This window comes from Curtobacterium sp. VKM Ac-2884 (assembly GCF_015350945.1).
Lineage (GTDB): Bacteria > Actinomycetota > Actinomycetes > Actinomycetales > Microbacteriaceae > Curtobacterium.
The window spans coordinates 140770-160746 of record NZ_JADKSA010000004.1 but is presented as its reverse complement, the minus strand read 5'-3'; the positions used below and the strand labels follow the sequence as shown (position 1 = coordinate 160746).

Annotated in this window: 17 protein-coding genes and 1 tRNA gene; 15 read left to right on the top strand and 3 right to left on the bottom strand. The window is 72.9% G+C overall.

Going from position 1 to position 19977, the window contains the following annotated elements:
- Positions 1 to 9 precede the first annotated feature (9 nt).
- The 14 genes from rpmA (at position 10) to ITJ60_RS12225 (ending at position 15964) form a co-directional block, all read left to right on the top strand.
- Positions 10 to 261, top strand: coding sequence for a 50S ribosomal protein L27 (gene rpmA, locus ITJ60_RS12290; RefSeq protein ID WP_071257351.1), 252 nt, complete (start codon positions 10 to 12; stop codon positions 259 to 261).
- A 158-nt stretch (positions 262 to 419) separates the two neighbouring features.
- Positions 420 to 2099 carry a GTPase ObgE gene (gene obgE, locus ITJ60_RS12285; protein ID WP_228510187.1) on the top strand — a complete coding sequence of 560 codons (1680 nt, stop codon included), beginning with the start codon at positions 420 to 422 and terminating at the stop codon, positions 2097 to 2099.
- Between the two features lie 7 nt (positions 2100 to 2106).
- On the top strand, positions 2107 to 2925 hold the full coding sequence (gene proB, locus ITJ60_RS12280) for a glutamate 5-kinase (protein ID WP_228510185.1): 819 nt from the start codon (positions 2107 to 2109) through the stop codon (positions 2923 to 2925).
- A 76-nt stretch (positions 2926 to 3001) separates the two neighbouring features.
- Positions 3002 to 4267 (top strand): glutamate-5-semialdehyde dehydrogenase, encoded by a 1266-nt coding sequence (locus ITJ60_RS12275; protein ID WP_194648123.1) that lies wholly within the window; start codon positions 3002 to 3004, stop codon positions 4265 to 4267.
- A gap of 41 nt (positions 4268 to 4308) precedes the next feature.
- Positions 4309 to 4509 (top strand): hypothetical protein, encoded by a 201-nt coding sequence (locus ITJ60_RS12270; RefSeq protein WP_194648122.1) that lies wholly within the window; start codon positions 4309 to 4311, stop codon positions 4507 to 4509.
- 10 nt (positions 4510 to 4519) lie between these two features.
- The gene (gene nadD / locus ITJ60_RS12265; protein ID WP_111084540.1) at positions 4520 to 5119 is read left to right on the top strand and encodes a nicotinate-nucleotide adenylyltransferase; all 600 of its coding nucleotides are present in this window, start codon (positions 4520 to 4522) and stop codon (positions 5117 to 5119) included.
- On the top strand, positions 5116 to 6654 hold the full coding sequence (locus ITJ60_RS12260; protein ID WP_194648121.1) for a hypothetical protein: 1539 nt from the start codon (positions 5116 to 5118) through the stop codon (positions 6652 to 6654). The genes nadD and ITJ60_RS12260 overlap by 4 nt, the downstream gene beginning before the upstream one ends.
- 131 nt (positions 6655 to 6785) lie before the next feature.
- The gene (gene rsfS, locus ITJ60_RS12255; RefSeq protein ID WP_111084542.1) at positions 6786 to 7160 is read left to right on the top strand and encodes a ribosome silencing factor; all 375 of its coding nucleotides are present in this window, start codon (positions 6786 to 6788) and stop codon (positions 7158 to 7160) included.
- Positions 7161 to 7268: 108 nt separating this feature from the next.
- A tRNA-Ala gene (locus tag ITJ60_RS12250) sits at positions 7269 to 7341 on the top strand.
- Between the two features lie 81 nt (positions 7342 to 7422).
- Positions 7423 to 8346, top strand: coding sequence for an aldose 1-epimerase family protein (locus ITJ60_RS12245; RefSeq protein WP_194648120.1), 924 nt, complete (start codon positions 7423 to 7425; stop codon positions 8344 to 8346).
- Positions 8325 to 9926 carry an anthranilate synthase component I family protein gene (locus ITJ60_RS12240; RefSeq protein WP_194648119.1) on the top strand — a complete coding sequence of 534 codons (1602 nt, stop codon included), beginning with the start codon at positions 8325 to 8327 and terminating at the stop codon, positions 9924 to 9926. The genes ITJ60_RS12245 and ITJ60_RS12240 overlap by 22 nt, the downstream gene beginning before the upstream one ends.
- A 66-nt stretch (positions 9927 to 9992) precedes the next feature.
- The gene (locus ITJ60_RS12235; protein ID WP_194648118.1) at positions 9993 to 10853 is read left to right on the top strand and encodes a hypothetical protein; all 861 of its coding nucleotides are present in this window, start codon (positions 9993 to 9995) and stop codon (positions 10851 to 10853) included.
- Positions 10854 to 10887: 34 nt separating this feature from the next.
- Complete coding sequence (locus ITJ60_RS12230) at positions 10888 to 12516, top strand: DNA polymerase Y family protein (protein ID WP_194648117.1); 1629 nt, start codon at positions 10888 to 10890, stop codon at positions 12514 to 12516.
- Positions 12517 to 12538: 22 nt separating this feature from the next.
- On the top strand, positions 12539 to 15964 hold the full coding sequence (locus ITJ60_RS12225; protein ID WP_194648116.1) for an error-prone DNA polymerase: 3426 nt from the start codon (positions 12539 to 12541) through the stop codon (positions 15962 to 15964).
- A gap of 36 nt (positions 15965 to 16000) precedes the next feature.
- Here the strand turns inward: ITJ60_RS12225 and ITJ60_RS12220 are convergent, their stop codons facing one another.
- The gene (locus ITJ60_RS12220) at positions 16001 to 17512 is read right to left on the bottom strand and encodes a HAMP domain-containing sensor histidine kinase (protein ID WP_323749168.1); all 1512 of its coding nucleotides are present in this window, start codon (positions 17510 to 17512) and stop codon (positions 16001 to 16003) included.
- Positions 17509 to 18186, bottom strand: a complete 678-nt coding sequence (locus tag ITJ60_RS12215; protein ID WP_111084549.1) for a response regulator transcription factor — start codon at positions 18184 to 18186, stop codon at positions 17509 to 17511. Before ITJ60_RS12215 ends, ITJ60_RS12220 begins: the two co-directional genes overlap by 4 nt.
- Before the next feature lie 225 nt (positions 18187 to 18411).
- On the opposite strand from ITJ60_RS12215, the gene ITJ60_RS12210 reads away from it, so the two are divergent.
- On the top strand, positions 18412 to 18750 hold the full coding sequence (locus ITJ60_RS12210) for a hypothetical protein (RefSeq protein ID WP_194648115.1): 339 nt from the start codon (positions 18412 to 18414) through the stop codon (positions 18748 to 18750).
- 90 nt (positions 18751 to 18840) lie between these two features.
- Here the strand turns inward: ITJ60_RS12210 and ITJ60_RS12205 are convergent, their stop codons facing one another.
- Positions 18841 to 19914: an FUSC family protein gene (locus ITJ60_RS12205; protein WP_123341146.1), complete on the bottom strand. Its 1074-nt coding sequence runs from the start codon at positions 19912 to 19914 to the stop codon at positions 18841 to 18843.
- Positions 19915 to 19977 lie beyond the last annotated feature (63 nt).

Sequence of the window (19977 nt, the reverse complement as noted above, 5' to 3'; positions counted from 1 at the left end):
AGTCAGCTCATGGCACACAAGAAGGGTGCGAGTTCCACTCGCAACGGTCGTGACTCGAACGCTCAGCGCCTCGGCGTGAAGCGCTTCGGTGGCGAGGTCGTCAACGCCGGTGAGATCATCATCCGCCAGCGTGGCACCCACTTCCACCCGGGCGCCAACGTCGGCCGCGGTGGCGACGACACGCTGTTCGCCCTCTCGGCCGGTTCGGTCGAGTTCGGCACCAAGGGTGGCCGCAAGGTCATCAACATCGTCAACGCGTAGTCGCGACGATCAGCTTCAGCGGGAGGGGCGGGCCGAGTGCCCGCCCCTCCTTCGCTTTTCCCGCCGACGGATCACGTCGGCACGACGCGCCGACGGATCACGTCGGCACAACGCGCTGACGCACCGCGTCGGCGCAACGATCTTCCAGGAGTGGAACCATGGCGACCTTCGTCGACCGCGTGACCCTGCACCTCAGCGCGGGGAAGGGCGGCAACGGTTGCGTCTCGGTCCGCCGTGAGAAGTTCAAGCCCCTCGCCGGGCCCGACGGCGGCAACGGCGGTGACGGCGGCGACATCGTGCTCGTGGCCGACCCGCAGGTCACCACGCTGCTCGGCTACCACCGCTCCCCGCACCGTTCGTCCAAGAACGGGCAGCCGGGCATGGGCGACCACCGCAGCGGCGTCAGCGGCGAGGTCCAGGAGCTCCCGCTCCCGATCGGCACCGTCGTGTACGACGAGGCCGGCGAGGTCATCGCCGACCTGACCGAGCCCGGCATGCGCGTCGTCGTGGCCCCCGGTGGACAGGGCGGCCTCGGCAACGCGGCGCTCTCCACCACCAAGCGCAAGGCCCCCGGCTTCGCGCTCCTCGGCACCGAGGGCTGGGCGGGTGACATCAGCCTCGAGCTGAAGACCATCGCCGACGTCGCCCTCGTCGGGTTCCCGAGCGCCGGCAAGTCCTCGCTCATCGCCGCGATCTCGGCCGCGAAGCCGAAGATCGCCGACTACCCCTTCACCACGCTCACCCCGAACCTCGGTGTCGTCGAGTCGGGCGAGAGCCGCTTCACGGTCGCGGACGTCCCCGGGCTGATCGAGGGTGCGTCCGAGGGCAAGGGCCTCGGCCTCGAGTTCCTGCGGCACGTCGAGCGCTGCGAAGCCCTGCTGCACGTCATCGACTGCGCGACGATGGACCCGGGCCGCGACCCGATCAGCGACCTCGACGTCATCCTCGGCGAGCTCGAGCGCTACCCGGTCCCCGAGGGCCAGGTGCCGCTGCTCGAGCGTCCGCAGCTCATCGCGCTCAACAAGATCGACGTGCCGGACGCCGCCGAGCTCGCCGAGTTCGTCACCGCCGAGCTCGAGGGCCGCGGCTACCGCGTGTTCCCGATCTCCACGGCGTCGCACAAGGGTCTGCGTGAGCTGACCTTCGCGTTGGCCGAGGTCGTCGAGCAGGGTCGTGCCAAGCGCGCGGCCGAGCCCGTCGTCGAGCGCATCGTCATCCGCCCCCGGGCCGTCAACGACCAGGGCTTCACGGTCCGTGCCGAGGGCGGCGAGGAGCACCGCTTCTTCCGCGTCCGCGGCGCGAAGCCGGAGCGCTGGATCCAGCAGACCGACTTCACCAACGAAGAGGCGATCGGCTTCCTGGCCGACCGGCTCGCGAAGCTCGGCGTCGAGGACGGCCTGTTCAAGGCCGGCGCGGTCGCCGGTTCGACGGTCGTGATCGGTGGCGACGGCGGCATGGTCTTCGACTGGGAGCCGACGCTCACGTCCACCGCGGAGCTCATCACGAGCGCGCGCGGGACCGACGCCCGCATCGGTGCGACCTCGCGTCCGACCCGCAACGAGCGTCGCGAGGAGTACTTCGAGCGGATGGACGCCAAGGCCGCCGCCCGTGCCGAGCTCGAACAGGAGCGTGTCTCCGGCCTCTGGGTGAACGACGAGGTCGTCACCAGCGACGACCTCGAGACCGGCGACGCCGAGACCGGCGTCGAGGCCGGCGACGCCGAGACCGGCGTCGAGGCCGGCGACGCCGAGACCGACGCCGAGACCGGCGTCGAGGCCGGCGACGCCGAGACCGGCGTCGAGGCCGGCGGCTTCGAGACCAGCGACCAGAAGGACTGACCGCGGCATGACCGACACGACCGCCCGCACCGACCTCGGACCCGTCACCCGGCGAGAGGACATCCCGCGTGCGCGGCGGATCGTGGTCAAGGTCGGCTCGTCGTCGGTCAGCGGTGACGCCGCCGGCCAGATCGGTCCGCTGGTGGACGCCCTGGCCAGCGCCTACGGCCGCGGCACCGAGGTCGTGCTCGTGTCGTCCGGTGCGATCGCGACCGGGTTCCCGTTCCTCGGGCTCGACGGCCGTCCCGACGACCTCGCCACGCAGCAGGCCGCCGCGGCCACCGGCCAGAACGTCCTGATGTTCCGGTACCAGAAGGAACTCGACCGGCACCGGGTCGTCGCGGCGCAGATCCTGCTGACCGCCGGCGACCTGCAGAACCCGACGCACCGGGTCAACGCACAGCGCGCCATCGACCGGCTGCTCGCCCTGCGGGTGCTGCCGATCGTGAACGAGAACGACACGGTCGCCACGCACGAGATCCGCTTCGGTGACAACGACCGGCTCGCCGCCCTGGTGGCTCGGCTGCTCGGTGCCGACGCCCTGGTGCTGCTGTCGGACGTCGAGGCCCTGTACACGAGGCCGCCCGAGCAGCCCGGTGCCGAGCGCATCGACGAGGTACCGTTCGGCGACGAGCTCGCCGGCGTCACCTTCGGCTCCGTCGGCAAGTCCGGCGTGGGGACCGGGGGAGCAGGCACCAAGGTCGCGGCTGCACGGCTCGCGGCCGAGGCGGGCACGTCGGTCCTGGTGACCGCCACGGCCCTCGTCGACCGCGCCCTGTCGGGCGAGCACGTCGGCACCTGGTTCCACGCCGCGCCGCGTCCCTGACACGGGTCGTCGACGGCTGCCGGGAGGCCCGGACCCCGTCCGTCACACGGGCTCGCGTCGGACCTAGAATCGGTCCATGTCGTCGATCGCGCCCGCCCCGACCCTGACCGACACGCTCGTGGCTGCTCGGACCGCCTCGTCGGCGCTGGCGACCGCGACGACGGCGGTCAAGGACGCCGCCCTCGTGGCGATCGCTGCCGGGGTCCGCGCCGCCACCGACGAGATCGTCGCCGCGAACCACGGTGACCTGGTCGCGGGCGAGGAGAGCGGTCTGTCCTCCGGCCTCGTCGACCGTCTCCGGCTCGACCCCGCACGCATCGAGGCGCTGGCCGCCGCGGTCGAGGACGTCGTCGGCCTGCAGGACCCGGTGGGGGAGCACCTGCGGGGCTCGCTCCTGCCGAACGGCCTGCAGCTCACCCAGGTGCGGGTGCCGTTCGGGGTCGTCGGCGCCATCTACGAGGCACGACCGAACGTCACGGTCGACATCGCCTCGCTCGCGCTGAAGTCCGGCAACGCGGTCGTGCTCCGCGGGGGTTCGGCGGCCCAGCGGACGAACGCCGTGCTCGTGGCCCGCATCCAGGACGCCGTCGAGTCGGTCGGCCTGCCGCGCGAGCTCGTGCAGACCATCGACGAGTTCGGCCGTGCCGGTGCCACCGAGCTCATGCGCGCCCGCGGCCTGGTCGACGTGCTCATCCCACGCGGCAGCGCCTCGCTCATCCAGACCGTCGTCACCGAGTCGCAGGTCCCCGTGATCGAGACCGGTGCCGGCGTGGTGCACGTGTTCCTCGACGCATCGGCGCCCGAACAGCGCGCCGTCGACATCGTCCTGAACAGCAAGGTGCAGCGGCCGAGCGTCTGCAACGCCCTCGAGACGCTGCTGGTGCACGAGCAGGCTGCCGAGCGGCTGCTGCCCGTGCTCGCGGACCGGCTCCGCGCCTCCGGTGTCACGCTGCGCGGCGACGACGCCACGCGGACGATCGTGCCGGGCGTGCTGCGCGCCACCGACGAGGACTGGGCGACCGAGTCGATGGACCTCGACCTGTCGATCCGCGTCGTGCCGGACGTCGACGCCGCGATCGCGCACATCGCGCGCTGGTCCACCCACCACACCGAGTCGATCGTCACGAACGACGTCGACACGGCCGAGCGGTTCCTGGCGACGGTCGACTCGGCGGTCGTGATGGTGAACGCGTCGACGCGCTTCACCGACGGCGGGGAGTTCGGCTTCGGCGCCGAGGTGGGCATCTCGACCCAGAAGCTGCACGCGCGTGGCCCGATGGGGTTGCCGGAGCTCACGAGCACCAAGTGGATCGTGCGCGGGAACGGCCAGATCCGCGGCTAGACTGAACGGCGTCTTTCCCCGACCGAACGGAGCACCGAACGATGACCTTCCTCGCAGAAGCTGCGGAGCACGCCTCCGGGGCCCCGGCGTTCGTGTTCCCGCTCGTCGGCGCGCTGTTCTTCGTCTTCCTGGGCTTCGTCACCTGGAGCTTCCGCGACGTGGCCTACCGTCACTCGCAGAAGTTCGAGGCCACCCGCCACCACGAGACGGGTGTCGACGAGTTCGGTCACACCAAGAGCTGATCTGCACGCGATGCTCGAGAGCACCGGACGACCGCGCATCGGGGTGATGGGCGGCACGTTCGACCCCATCCACCACGGTCACCTCGTCGCGGCGTCCGAGGTCGCTCGGGCGTTCGACCTGGACGAGGTCGTGTTCGTCCCCACCGGTCAGCCGTACATGAAGTCCGGCGTCACGGATGCCGAGCACCGCTACCTGATGACGGTCATCGCGACCGCGTCCAACCCGATGTTCACGGTGAGTCGCGTCGACATCGACCGCCCCGGCCCGACGTACACGGTCGACACGCTCCGCGACCTGCACGAGCAGCGGCCCGACGCGCAGCTCGTCTTCATCTCGGGCGCAGACGCCGTTCAGCAGATTGTCGACTGGAAAGACCATGATGGTCTCTGGGACCTCGCGCACTTCGTCGCCGTGACGCGTCCGGGACACGACCTGAGCATCAGTGGACTCCCCGAGCGAGACGTAAGCTTGCTCGAAGTCCCCGCACTGGCCATCTCGTCGACCGACTGCCGCGACCGGGTGAGACGTGGTTCCCCCGTCTGGTACCTGGTCCCCGACGGGGTCGTCCAGTACATCTCCAAGCACCACCTGTATCGGAGCGTTGCATGAGTTCGTCCGACGCGCAGCCGCCCCTGTCGCGGCGCCAGGCGCGCGAGCGGGAGCGTGCCGCAGCAGCCGGTTCGCAGCCCGCGACGCCGCCGCCGACCGTCGCCGCCCCCGCCGAGTCCACGGACCCCCGTCCGCGACCCGGTTCGCACGTGGCACCCGCCCCCGGCGGTCCGACCCAGTCCTCTGCCCCGGCGTCCGCCGCGACGGGCTCGTCGGCACCGACGGGCACGCCGGCACCGACGGGCACGCCGGCCTCGGCGCCCTCCGTGCCGGTGACGTCGGTCCCCGCAGCCGGGGTGTCGCCGTTCCCGCCGGCCTCGGCGACCGAGATCGTGCCCGGCAGCGGTGGCCTCACCCGCCGCCAGATCCGCCAGCAGCGCGCCGCCCAGGACCAGGCGGTACTGCCGGTCCCGCTGCAGAACCCCACGCCGCAGTCCTCCGACCGCACCGTCGAGGACGTCCTCGGCTCGGTCGACACCATCGAGCCGGCCTCGGCCCCACGCGCCGCGGACGAGCCGTCCGGTTCCGAGACCCCCACCGTGCTCGACGAGGCAGCGGTCGCCCAGGCCACCGAGGCCGACGGTTCCCCCGACGCCCTCGAGCCGCTCGACGAAGCCGCTGCGCACGCCGAGGAGCCCCGGCGCCACCGGTCGACGTGGTCGCCGCCCGCCGATGACGGCGACGACGCATCCGACGCACAGCCCGGGGCCGGGTCCACCGACGCGGCTCCCGCCTCGACGTCCAGCGACCAGACGAGTACCGGCCAGACGAGCACCGGCCAGGCGAGCGCCGACCAGACCAGCACCGACGCGATCGCTCCAGACGCACCGGTCGACGTCGCTGCGCCCGAGCACCCCTCGGCCACGTCGCTCCCGGGGATCCCCGACGGTGCGCCGTCGACCCCGGCGGTGTTCCCGCTGTCGCTCGACCCTGAGGACGACGACACCGACGACGACACCAACGAGGTGCCGATCCCGGAGCCCGCACGGACCGACCCTCCGAAGGTCCCCGCGTCCTTCCAGCGGCCGGCCGAGCCGAAGCCGATGACGACGGCCTTCGAGCCGCCCGTCGGGCACTGGTCGCAGCAGGCGCACGGCTCGAACGACGCCGAGGTGCACGACGACTCGACCGGCACCCGCCGGATCGCGGTCACCGACACCAACGCGATCATCCTGCCGAACTCGGCCCTGGCCGACCCGACCGGAGCGCTGAACGCGACGGGCGAGGTGATCCTCACAGGGTCCATCGACCTGCCCGCGTCGCTGTCCTCGACGGGGTCGCACCGACCGATCGACGGTGCCGAGGTCGACCGCCTGCTCGAGCAGCACGACGAGCAGCCCGAGACCGACGCCAGCCCGGTGCGCGCCAGCCGCGCGGTGTCCAGCCACACCTCGACCCGCCAGGTCGTCCTCGCCGCCGCGAAGCCGAAGGAGTCGCGCACGCCGCTCATCCTCGGTGTCACGGTCGGCGCGGTCGGACTGGCAGCGGCAGGTGTCATCATCACCGCTCTGCTCACCACCCACATGGGCGGCTGACGCTGCCGTCCCTGACGTCCGTCCTGCACCACCCCGCCGCCCCCGGCCTGGCCGCTGTCGGCGGGGTGGCTTATGATCGTGACCCATCAAGCGATCCGGCTCCCTGCCGGGTCGACGACCGGAAGGAATCCGTGACCGCCTCCACTCGCGCACTGGAACTCGTGCAGGCCGCCGCTCTCGCGGCGGACGCCAAGCAGGCCGAGGACCTCGTCGCGCTCGATGTGACCGGGCCGTTGCAGCTCACGGACGTGTTCCTGCTCGCAACCGGTCGGAACGAGCGCAACGTGCAGTCCATCGCCGATGCGGTCGAGGAGCGCCTCCTCGAGCTCGGCGCCAAGACCCTCCGCCGCGAAGGCCGGAGCGAGGGCCGCTGGGTCCTCATCGACGTCGGCGACATCGTGGTGCACGTCTTCCACGACGAGGACCGTCAGTACTACTCGCTCGAGCGGCTCTGGGCAGACTGCCCGACCATCCCGCTCGAGCTCCCGGTGGACCACACCGCCTGATCAGCGACGCGCCCGGGTGACGGCTTCGATTTCGTTGCCCGGCGTTCGCATGGTGTAAGCTTCTATGGTGCCTCCGGGGAACCGGTCGGCACGGAAGCAACACAATCTGGGTCTGTGGCGCAGCTGGTAGCGCACCTGCATGGCATGCAGGGGGTCAGGGGTTCGAGTCCCCTCAGATCCACCGACAACCCCCGTCGTTCCCCGGAACGGCGGGGGTTTTCTCGTGGTGCGGGTGGCCGCACGTGCCCGATACGCTGAGCGCATGAGCAACGATGCGCCGCTGTCCGGAACCCCGCTGACGATCTCCGCCGCCGGGTACACGGCCGACATCGCCACGGTCGGTGCGACGCTCCGGACCCTGCGGCACGAGGGTCGCGACCTGATCGTGCCGTTCGACGTCGACGAGGTCCGTCCGGCGTTTCGCGGTGCCGTCCTCGCTCCGTGGCCGAACCGCGTCGTCGACGGCGAGTACTCGTTCGGCGGTGTCGACCACGAGCTCGCGCTCACCGAACCGGCACGGCACCACGCTCTGCACGGACTGGTCGCCTGGACCGACTTCCGGGTGGAGGCGCAGGAGCCCGACCGCGTGGTGCTCGCCACCACCGTGCAGGCCCAGGCAGGCTACCCGTACCGCGTCGAGATCCTGGTCGAGTACCGGCTGGACGACGCCGGGCTGCACACCACGATCACCGGCACGAACTCCGGCGCGGACGACGCCCCGTGGGGGACCGGCCCGCACCCGTACCTGGTCGCCGGCGCCGGCACGGTCGACGACTGGACCCTCACCCTGCCCGCGGCCGAGGTGCTCGAGGTCACGCCGGACCGGCTGATCCCGACCGACCTGGTCCCCGTGCACGACGAGTTCGACCTGCGCACCGCCACACGCATCGGCGACCGGTTCATCGACCACGCCTTCACGGGCTTCGACCGCGACGCCGACGGGGCCGCGACCATCGCCCTGACCGCGGCGGACGGCCGGGGTGTCCGCGCGACCTTCGGTCCGGAGTGCCCGTGGGTGCAGGTGCACACGGCCGACCACGTCGTCCCCGAGTACCACCGCGCCGGGCTGGCGGTCGAGCCGATGACGTGCGCCCCCGACGCCTTCAACGACGGTGTCGACCGTGGTCTCGTGGTGCTCGCCGCCGGTGCGTCCCACGCCGCCGCATGGACGATCTCCGCGATCTGACCGGTCCGTCGGCCGGCGCCCGCATCGAGGTCCGCCGGCTCGATCCGGTCCCCGATCTCGGCGCACTGGCCGCCGCGGCCGACGGCGACCTCGTGTGGCTCGACTCCGCGCTGCCGGACGGCGCACCGGAGGCCGCTCGACCACGGGCGCGATGGTCGGTGCTGACGTGGACGGACGGACCGTTCGTGGCCCGGTTCCGCCACCAGGACCGGCAGGCGTCCGTCGAGGTCGCCGCGCCCGCCGCCGACTGGTTCGGTCCGTCGTCCTCCGACGACCGCCCGGCCTTCGCCGTGCTGGCCGACCTCCTCGCGCGGACGCCGCAACTGCCCGAGCCGATCGTCGGCTGCGGCTTCGCGCTCGGCTGGGTCGGGTTCCTCGGGTACGAGCTCGGTCGCGAGTCCGGCGGCCCGGACCGGACCGCCGACGGGCACGCCGACGCCGACCTGCGGTTCGTGGACCGCGCCGTGGTCGTCGACCACACCGGCGGCGCCTGGGCGCTGACGCTCGTCGCCGACGCGGAGCCGGCGGCCAGCGCGCAGAACCGCGCGTGGCTCGAGACGGTGACCGGGTCGCCGTCGCCGGCCGACGTGGCGGACGCGGCCACGGGCCTCCCGGCCGGGGTGTCGTCAGCGGTCGGACGCACGTCGCGAGCCGACCACGAACGCGCCGTCGACGCGTGCCGCGCCGAGATCCGCGAGGGCAACGCGTTCCAGGTCTGTCTCACCACCTCCTTCTCCGTGCCGGGCGGGGACCGGGAGGCCCGGGTCGGCCCCGGCACGGACCCGCACCTGTCCGACCCGCACCTGTCCGACCCGCACCTGTCCGACCCGCACCTGTCCGACCCGCACCTGTACGACTACATGCGGATGCGGGCGTCGGACCCCGTCCCGTTCGGCGCGTACCTGCGGCTCGGCCCGCTGCGCGTGGCGAGCCGGTCGCCGGAGCGGTTCCTGCGGATCGCCGCGGACGGGACCGTGCTGGCGGAACCGATCAAGGGCACGCGGCGACGACTCGCCGACGCCGTCGCCGACGCGGCCGTGCGGGACGAACTCGCGGTGAGTGCCAAGGACCGTGCCGAGAACGTGATGATCGTGGACCTGCTGCGGAACGACCTGCTGCGGACGGCGATCCCCGGGTCGGTGCACGTCGAGCGGCTGTGCGCGGTCGAGACCTACGCGAGCGTGCACCAGATGGTCTCGACGATCGGTGCCGTGCTGCCGTCGGGGACGTCGCCGGCGGACGTGGTGCGGGCGGCGTTCCCACCGGGGTCGATGACCGGTGCGCCGAAGATCAGCGCGATGGCGATCGCCGCCCGGCTCGAGGGCGCGCCGCGCGGGGTGTACTCGGGGACGATCGGGTACTTCTCGGCGAGCGGGGCGGTCGACCTGTCGGTGGCCATCCGGACACTGGTGACGGTGGTGGACGCACCGGACGGGGTGGGCCCGGTCGAGATCCGGTCGCGGACGCTCGGGGCCGGGGGAGCGGTGACGTGGTCGTCGGTGGCGGCGGACGAGGCGGACGAGGTCGTGACGAAGACGCGGTCCGTGCTCGGCGCGGTCGGTGCGGTGGCGACGTGGTGAGCTGACCGAACACGCGTTCGACCCGATTGTCCACGGATGTCGGACGCGATTGACATCATCGAACACATGTTCGAATATGAGGGCATGCAGACGGCGGCGGCACTCCGGTCGCCCGGCCCGGACCGGGCCGGGCGGGGTGGTGCTGCGCGCGGGGGTTCGGGTGCTGCGCGCGGGGGCGCGGGTGCTGCCCGTGGGGGCGGCGCGGGCGCTGCGGACCACCTCGGTGACGCCCGGGCGGCGCTCGACCGCATCACGTCCCTGCGGTCCCGGGTCACCGACATGGAGTCCACCCGCGTCGACACCGCTGGGCTCCCGACCGCCTCCGCTCTCGAGCCGCTGCTGCCCGGCGGTGCGATCCGGGTCGGCGGCACCTACGCCGTCCCCGAGTCGGTGCTGCTCGCGATCACCATGCTGCAGGCGGCCTCGGCGGCCGGTGCGTGGTGCGCGGTCGTCGGGGTGCCGTCCTTCGGGATCGAGGCCGCGGCCGCCGCGGGGATCGACCTCGAGCGGCTCGTGCTCGTCCCCGATCCGGGCGACCAGTGGCTCGCGGTGACCGCGGCGATGGCGGACGTCGCCCAGATCGTCCTCACCCGACCGCTCGGCCGGGTCGTGCCGGGTGACGTCGCCCGGCTGTCTGCACGGCTCCGGCAACGCGGCGGTGCCCTCGTCGCGCTCGGGTCCTGGCCCGGTGCCGACGTCACGCTGCGGATCACGTCGTCGGTGTGGAGCGGCATCGGGCAGGGCCACGGGCACCTGACCGAGCGTCGCGCCACCGTGACGGCGACCGGCCGTGCGGGTGCGGTGCGCCCCACGAGCGCCGAGCTCCTCCTGCCCGCGGCCGACGGCACGGTCCGGACGGCGACCCTCGTGCCGTCGGTGGGGTCCGGCGACACCCGGGTGCTGCGGCCCGTGGCGGTGGCATCGTGACCGCCGCGGTGCTGCTGTGCGTGGCGGTGGCGTCGTGATCGCGCCGGGGCGTGTCCGGGCCGACGCGATCGCCCGCGGCGGGGCGCTGCCCGAGCCGCCACCGACCCGGACCATCGTGCTCTGGTGCCCGGACTGGCCCGTGATCGCGGCGGCCCGCGCGGCCGGGGCACCGCCGGAGCAGCCCTTCGCCGTGGTCGCGAAGGGCCTGGTGTTCGCGAGCTCCGCGTCCGCACGGCAGCACGGCGTCGTCCGGGGCCTCCGGGTGCGCGAGGCGCAGGCGCGCTGCCCGGAGCTCGTCGTGCACCCCTACGACGACGCGCTCGACCACCGCGCGTTCGAACCCGTCATCCGCGCGGTCGAGGCGGCCGTCCCCGGGGTCGAGGTACTGCGTCCCGGCACCCTCGCCCTGCGTGCCCGGGGACCGGCGCGGTACTACGGCGGCGAGCGGGCGGCCGCGGCGACCCTGGCGGGGATCGCGGCCGACCACGGTGCCCCGGCGGTGCGGGCCGGTGTGGCGGACACCCCGTTCGCGGCGGAGCAGGCAGCACGGGCCCGACCGGTGCGTCCCGGCGAACGGGTGCGGATCGTGCCGGTCTCCGGCTCGTCGGACTTCCTGGCGGCCCTGCCCCTCGGTGTGCTCGGCGATCCCGAGCTCGCGACGGTGCTCGACCGGCTCGGCATCACCACGCTGGGCGATTTCGCGTCGCTCAGCGACGAGCAGGTCCGCGACCGGTTCGGGGTCGCCGGAGCGTTCCTGCACCGGCTGGCCGGCGGACGCGACCCGCGGGAGATCTCGGCACGCGCGATCCCGCCCGAGCTCCGGATCGAGGCCGCCTTCGAGCCCCCGCTCGACCGCGCCGACCAGATCGCGTTCGCGTTCCGGCGCTCCGCCGACGACTTCGCCGCACGCCTCCGCGCCGCTGGGCTGGTCGCGACGACCATCCGGGTGGGGATCGTCGACGAGCGGGACATCCTGCTCGAACGCACGTGGGCACACCCCCGCTGGTTCGACGCCGCCGACGTCGTCGACCGGGTGCGGTGGCAGCTCGCCGGCGGGGTCGACCCGACCGGGCTCGAGGCCCCGGTCACCTCGGTCGTGCTCGAGCCGGTCGCCGTCGACGACATGGCGAACCACGAACGCGGACTCTGGGGCTCCGGGCCGGACGAGCGCGTGCACCACGGGCTGGCCCGGATCCAGGGCATGGTCGGGCACGACGGGGTGGTGAGCCCGCGAGTCGGTGGTGGTCGGACCCTGTCCGAGCGGGTGGTGCTCGTGCCGTGGGGCGACGCCCCGCCCGGCGGCGAGCGTGCCCTGGCCACCGTGCGCGACCGACCGTGGCCCGGCAAACTGCCCGGGCCGCCGCCCGCCACCGTCCTCGAGCGTCCCCGGCCGGTCGACGTCGTCTCACGCGACGGCGCGAGCGTCGACGTCGACGACCGCGGCGTGCTGTCCGGCGCGCCCGAACGTTTCCGCGCCGAGGGGGACCGGGGTGGCGGGTTCGCACCCGTCACGGCCTGGGCCGGCCCCTGGCCGCTCGTCGTGCGCTGGTGGGAGTCCGGCGGTCGACGACTGCACCGGCTGCAGCTCGTCGACGCCGAGGGTCGTGCCTGGTACCTGGTGCTGGCGGACCACCGGTGGTGGGCGGAGGCGATCGCCACGTGAACCGATCCAGGAGCAGGACCTGATGGGCTACAGCAACCCACCCGTGCCGTGGTCGCAGTTCGAACGCGCCCTGTCGGACAAGCGCAGCCCGGGGACGTCGAAGGCCGGCGACGGCGGGGACAGCCCGGCGTGGTCGCGCAAGCGCGAGCCGTACGTGCCCACGGACCAGCCGGCGGCTGCGGACGACGGCGCTCCGGTCGTGCCGTACGCCGAGCTGCACGCGCACTCGGCCTTCAGCTTCCTCGACGGCGCCAGCCAGCCCGAGCAGCTGTTCGAGGAAGCCGCACGGCTGCGCCTGCACGCCCTCGCCCTCACCGACCACGACGGCTTCTACGGTGCTGCCCGGATGGCCGAGGTCGCCGAGGCGTACCCGCAGGTCGGCACCGTCTACGGCACCGAGCTCTCGCTGGGCCTGACCGAACCGCAGAACGGCGTCCCCGATCCCGAGGGCTCCCACCTGCTCCTGCTCGCCGACGGGCAGGACGGCTACCACCGGCTCGCGGGCGCGGTGACGAGTGCGCACCTCGCGGCCGGGTCCGAGAAGGGCAGCCCGCGCTACGACCTCGACGAGCTCGCGGGGCGGGCCGACGGACACTGGCGGGTGCTCACCGGGTGCCGGAAGGGCACCGTGCGGCAGGCGCTCGAGCAGGGTGGGGAGTCCGCGGCGGAGACCGCGCTGCGCATGCTGCTCGACCGCTTCGGCGGCGGCAACGTCGTGGTGGAGCTCCTCGACCACGGCGACCCGCTCGACAGCGCCCGGAACGACGTGCTCGCGACCCTCGCCGAGCGGTACACGCTGCCCCTGGTCGCGACCGGCAACGTCCACTACGCAACCCCGGACCGGTTCCCGGTGGCGACGGCGCTGGCTGCGGTGCGGGCCCGGCGCAGCCTCGACGAGATCGACGGGTGGCTGCCGGCCGCCGACACCGCGCACCTGCGCTCCGGCGCCGAGATGACCCGGCGGTTCGGGCGGTACCCGGGGGCGATCGAGAACACCGTCACGCTGGCCGACGAGCTCGGGTTCCGGCTCCGCACGGTCAAGCCCGGGCTGCCCGACCTCGACGTGCCGGACGGCCACACCGCGATGTCCTGGTTGCGGGAACTCACCTGGACGGGTGCACGTCGGCTCTACCCCGGCAGCGCCGACGGGGTGGACCCGCAGAAGCGCGAGCGCATCGAACGCGAGCTCGCGGTGATCGAGGACAAGAACTTCCCCGGCTACTTCCTGATCGTGCGCGACATGGTGCAGTACGCCCGCGGCCGGGGGATCCTCTGCCAGGGGCGGGGCTCCGCCGCGAACTCCGCGGTCTGCTACCTGCTCGAGATCACCGCGGTGGACTCGATCCGCTACGGCCTGCCGTTCGAGCGGTTCCTGTCGGCGATGCGCGACGAAGAGCCCGACATCGACGTCGACTTCGACTCGGACCGCCGCGAAGAGGTGATCCAGTACGTCTACGAGAAGTACGGCCGGTACAACGCCGCCCAGGTCGCGAACGTCATCACGTACCGCCCGAAGGGTGCCGTCCGCGACATGGCGAAGGCCCTCGGCCACAGCCCGGGGCAGCAGGACGCCTGGTCGAAGCAGGTCGAGCGGTGGGGCTCGGTGACCGAGAGCCAGGACCACGACATCCCGCCGGCCGTCGTCGGGCTGGCGAGCGACGTCCTGGGCTTCCCGCGCCACCTCGGCATCCACTCGGGCGGCATGGTGCTCACCGACCGGCCGGTGGGCGAGGTCGTGCCGATCGAGCACGCGCGGATGGACGGCCGCACGGTGCTGCAGTGGGACAAGGACGACTGCGCCTTCATGGGGCTCGTGAAGTTCGACATGCTCGGCCTCGGCATGCTCGCGGCGCTGCAGTACTCGTTCGACCTCGCAGCGGAGCACTGCGGGGAGCGCTGGGAGATGCACTCCATGCCGAAGGAGGAACAGGGCGTCTACGACCAGCTCTGCCGAGCCGACACCATCGGGGTGTTCCAGGTGGAGTCCCGTGCGCAGATGGGCACCCTGCCCCGGCTGCTCCCACGGCGGTTCTACGACCTGGTGATCGAGGTCGCCCTCGTCCGCCCCGGCCCGATCCAGGGCGGTGCCGTGCACCCCTACATCCGGCGTCGGACCGGCGAGGAACCGATCACGTACATCCACCCGTCACTCGAACCGGTGCTCGAACGCACCCTCGGGGTGCCGCTGTTCCAGGAGCAGCTCATGCAGATGGCGATCGCGGTCGGCAACTGCTCGGGCGACGACGCCGACCTGCTGCGGCGCGCGATGGGGTCGAAGCGCGGCCACGAGAAGATCGACCGGCTGCGCGACAAGCTCTACGCGGGCATGTCGGACAACGGCATCCACGGCGAGGACGCCGACGCGATCTACGCGAAGATCCAGGCGTTCGCGAACTTCGGCTTCGCGGAGAGCCACTCGATCAGCTTCGCCCTGATCGTCTACGCGAGCGCCTGGATGCGCCTGCACTACCCGGGGGCGTTCCTGGCCGCGCTGCTCCGCGCGCAGCCGATGGGGTTCTACTCACCGCAGACCCTGGTCGCCGACGCCCGTCGGCACGGCGTCCAGGTGCTCCGACCGGACATCCTGCGCTCGGGTGTCGACGCGACGCTCGAACCGCTCGGCGACGACCAGGTGGTGCCCCCGTGCGGTGACGACGCCTGCCTGCACACCGAGCAGCCGCCGGTGCTGCCCTTCGACAAGGCACTGCCCGACGACACCGCACGGCACCGCCGCGACGGCGCGTTCGCGGTCCGGCTCGGACTCGCCGAGGTCGCCTCGCTCAGCCGGAGGAGCGCCGAGAAGATCGTTGCCGAGCGTGACGCGAACGGCCCCTTCGTCGACATGTCCGACCTGGCCCGCCGGGTGGGGCTGACGACGGCGCAGCTCGAGGCGCTCGCCGCTGCCGACGCCTTCGCCCCGTTCGACATCGACCGCCGCGGTGCGATGTGGTCGGCGGCGCAGGCCGCTGCGGAGCGCGCCGACCAGCTGCCGGACACGCAGGTCGTCGTCCAACCGCCGCTGTTCGGGCAGATGACGAGCGGCGACGTCCTGATCGCCGACATGTGGTCGACGGGCATGACGACCGACGACCACCCCGTCCGGCACGTGCGCGACCGGCTCGCCGCCCGCCGGGTGCTCAGTGTGCAGGACACCGCGACCGCCGAGACCGGGCGGCGGGTCGAGATCGGCGGGATCGTCACGCATCGGCAGCGTCCGGCGACGGCGTCGGGGATCACGTTCATGAACGTCGAGGACGAGACCGGGCTGGTCAACGTCATCTGCAGCGTCGGGGTGTGGGGACGCTACCGCCGGGTCGCCCGGGAGTCCCCGGCCGTGATCGTCCGCGGCATCCTCGAGCGGTCACCCGACGGTGTGGTCAACCTCGTGGCGGACCGGATCGAGCACCTGTCGCTGTCCGTGCGCACGCGGTCGCGGGACTTCCAGTGAGTGGTCGCGGGCGAAGGGCGCGGAGCGGGTGCGCGGCTACTCGACCTCGGGCAGTCGCACCGTGACCTCGAGTCCGCCGGAGCGCACGTTCCGCAGCGACGCCGTCCCGCCGGCGCGCTCGGCCACCGCGCGGACGATCGCGAGCCCCAGGCCGGATCCACCCGGCAGGGCGATCGCGCCGGTGGCCGGGTCGGGGTTCGGGCGCGACTTCCGGGCCTCGTCCGGTCGGGTGAACCGGTCGAACGCCACCGGGATGAACGACTCGGGGACGCCGGGGCCGTCGTCGGTGACCTGCAGGACACCCTCGCCCCCGGTGCTGCGCCAGGACACGAAGATGCCGCCACCGCGGGGGAGCGCCGACACCGCGTTGCCCGCGATGTTCGTGACGAGCTGCGCCATGCCACCGGTGTCGAGCCGGTAGCGGGGCTCGTGGGTCCCACCGCCGATGCCGGGCCCGGAGCCACCGACGGCCACCGGGGCCTCGAGGTCGAAGTCGACGGTGACGTCCTTGGCCGACGCGATGAGCCGGACCCGGTCGACGGCCGCCATGACCTCGTCACCCAGGTCGGACCAGCCGGTCTCCGGGCGCTGGTCGCCGTCCTGTTCCCGCCGTTCGGACTCCTCGATCCGGGACAACGCGAGCAGGTCGTTCGCCAACCGGGAGAGCCGGGCGACGCTGTGCTTGGCGCGCTCGATGTGGGCGGCCAGGGCGGCGGCGTCGTCACCGTCGAGCGACGCCAGGTCGAGCTGGGTGGTGAGGATGGCGAGCGGTGTGCGGAGCTCGTGGCTGGCGTCGGACACCATCTGCCGTTCCCGCTCGGTGGCCTGGCGCGTGCGGGCGAGGAAGGCGTTGAGGGTCGTGGCGAGGGACGCGAGTTCGTCCTGCGCGGGGCCGACGGGCAGCTCGGCCCGTTCGGGCGCGACGGACAGCCGCTCGGCCTCACGGCGCATGCGGTTGACGGGACGGAGCGCGGCGGTCGCCAGGATCCACGAGGCGATGCCGAAGGCGAGCAGGATCGCGACGCCCGTGAGCGACAGGGTCGAGGTGAGGTCGTCGACCACGATCGCCTCGGCCTGCGAGTTCCGGGCGGCGACGACCGTCCACCGGCCGGCCTGGTTCACGGGGTGTTCGACCACCACGCGGTACTCGGACCCGGACACCCGGATGATCGAGGTGCCGGCCGCCGTGGAGGTCAGGCTGCCGAGCGCGCTCTCCACCCGGGTGGGCATCGTCGAGAGCACGATGTCGCCGGACGGTGAGACCACGGCGACCAGCTGCGCGTTGCCCGGCGGGGACAGGTCGGGATCGCTGTCCACCTCGAGCGTGGCGACGTACGGGTCGGCGTCGGCGTCCAGCAGGGTCCGGGTCGCACTCGCGACGACGCTGACCACCTGGAACCGCATCACCAGCACGAGCAGCACGATCACGACCGCGGCGATCGCCGTCGAGCCGATCGTGATCCGTGCCCGCAGCGACAGCAGGCGCAGGGGGCGGACCAGACCGCGTCGTGGGCGGTCCGGCCCCGGGCGAGCGGAGGCCCCGCTCACGCCCCGAGCAGATCCAGGCGGTACCCGCGGCCGCGCACGGTGGCGATCGCGACCGTGGCCTCGTGGGCGACGAGCTTCTTGCGGAGGTACGAGATGTACTGCTCGACGACGTTCGGGTCGACGTGCTGCGAGCCGTCCCAGACCTCTTCGAGGATCTTCGGCCGGTCGACCACGCTGCCGGCGGAGCGCGCGAGCAGGCGGAGCAGCGCGAACTCGGTCGGGCTGACGGCGACGCGCTGGCCCTTGATCGAGATGCGACGGGCCTCGGAGTCGATCGAGACGTCGCCGACCTCGATCGTTCGGGGTGCCCCGGCGGACTCGCGGCGACCGAGGGCGCGGAGCCTGGCGGTGAGCTCGGCGAACGCGAACGGCTTGGTGAGGTAGTCGTCCGCCCCGGCGTCGAGGCCGAACACGCGGTCGTCCACGGCGTCGCGCGCGGTGACGAGCAGGATCCGCACGGGGTCCTCGCGCTCGCGGATCCGTCGTGCGAGCTCGAACCCGGACATGCCGGGCATCATCACGTCCACGACGGCCAGGTCGAACGCCTGCTCGCCGAGGGCGATGAGCGCCTCGACCCCGTTCTCCACCGCCGTCACGCGGTACCCCTCGGCAGCGAGACCGCGCTCCATCAGGGCACGCATCTCGTCGTCGTCCTCGACCACCAACAGCCGCATAGTGGACCTCCTCGGACCCATCGTGGCATCGAACGGGCGCGGAGGGCCGATGCCCGGGCCGAACTCGCTGAATCTCGTCACAGGAGCAGGTACCGTGGCTGCCAGACCACCGGGCAGAACGGTCTGTCCCGCGTTCTAGGGACATGAGGACTTCTTGCTTCATTGGTAGGATCACCCGGCGGACAGCGCTTACCCGAAGGGCGGTCCGTTGCACCAGGGGGCACCATGAACGACCCGATCGACCACGCGTCCGTCGACCACCCGTCCGTCGACCACCCGGCCATCGTCCGTCTCCGCGCGGAGCTCGACGCCGCGTGGAAGGGCATCGGCGCACTCGGCCAGATGGAGGGCGTCCGCCGCGACCGCGTGGTCGCCGAACTGCGGACGGCCGTCCCCGACGTGGCGAGCCGCGCGGCGCGCGAGGTCGGCACCGAGGCCGTCGTCGCGGAGATCAGCCGGTTCGCCGACGCGGGTGTGCCCGGCACCGATCCTGCCGTGCCCGCCGCGGTGATCTGGGACGACGTCGTGCAGACGGCGGCCGAAGCCGCACGCGCCACGCGCTGACCGGCACTGGCGCGCCGCGCCCGACCGGCGCTGGCACGCCAGTGCCCGACCGGCGCCGGCGCCGGCGCTGGCACGCCGCGTCGACCGGCGTCAGTCGTCCTCGCCGAGCAGCTCCTCGCGCACGCGTCGGACGTCCTCGAGCAGAGCGCCGATGAGCACCCAGTGCCGGGAGTTCGGTCGGACGATCTCCATCGGTGCCGTCAGCGCGGGTTCCGCGGTCGCCACCCCGGCATCGTCCCCATCGGCACCCGCGGCGAACGACGGGTCCAGCCGTGTCGACTCGACCCGGGCGCTCAGCGCGCGGACGTCCGAGCCGATCCGGGCCACCTCGGTCGCGATGCCGCCGACCACCGGGTCGGCGCGCAGGTCTGGTGCGGTGTTGTCGTGGATCGCCCGGGTCATGCCGGTGACGCGCGTCACCAGGACGCGCAGGTGCTCGGTGATGGCGACGTCGCGGTCGAGGATCGTGCGGTGTCGGCCGCCTCGTGGGTTCATCGTCAGGGACTCGCGAGCCGCGTTGAGGGACGCCTCGGTCTTCGCGTGCTGCTGCCGGAGCGCGCGGGCCCGCACCAGGGCGTCCTGCCAGCGGTCGCGGTCCCATCCCTCGGTCAGGCCGATCGCGACGCGTTCGAAGGCCACGGCGGTGTCGCGGGCGAGTCGGGCGACGGCGAGGTGCGCGGGCTCGAGCAGGACCGGCGGGATGATCAGGGCGTTCACGACGAGGGCGACGACCGCACCGATCACGGTCTCGAGGATCCGGTCGGCCGAGTAGTTGGGCGTGACGACCCCCGCGGTGAGCACGAGCATCCCGCTGATGCTGACCTGGGTGGCCGAGGTCGGGGTCAGCCGGAGCACCCAGGCGATGAGGATGGCGAGCACGACCACGAGCAGGACGACCCACACCGAGTCGCCGAGCAGCAGGTGGAACCCGGTGGCGAGCAGCACGCCGAGCACGACACCGGCGCTCCGCTCGAGGCCCTTGACGAACGACTGGTTGATGCTCGGCTGCACGACGAGCAGTGCGGCGATCGCGGCGAAGGTCGGGAACGGTCCCTGGATCAGCAGCCGGCACAGCAGCACCGCCGCGACGACCGCGACCGCGGTCTTCACGACCTGCAGGAACGGCGTGCGACTGGAGCTGCGGAGACGCGCGACCGGGTTCACCTCGACCACGCTAGCCACCGCCCGCACGCCGAGCCGTGCACGAACGCGACGAAAACGTCCGGA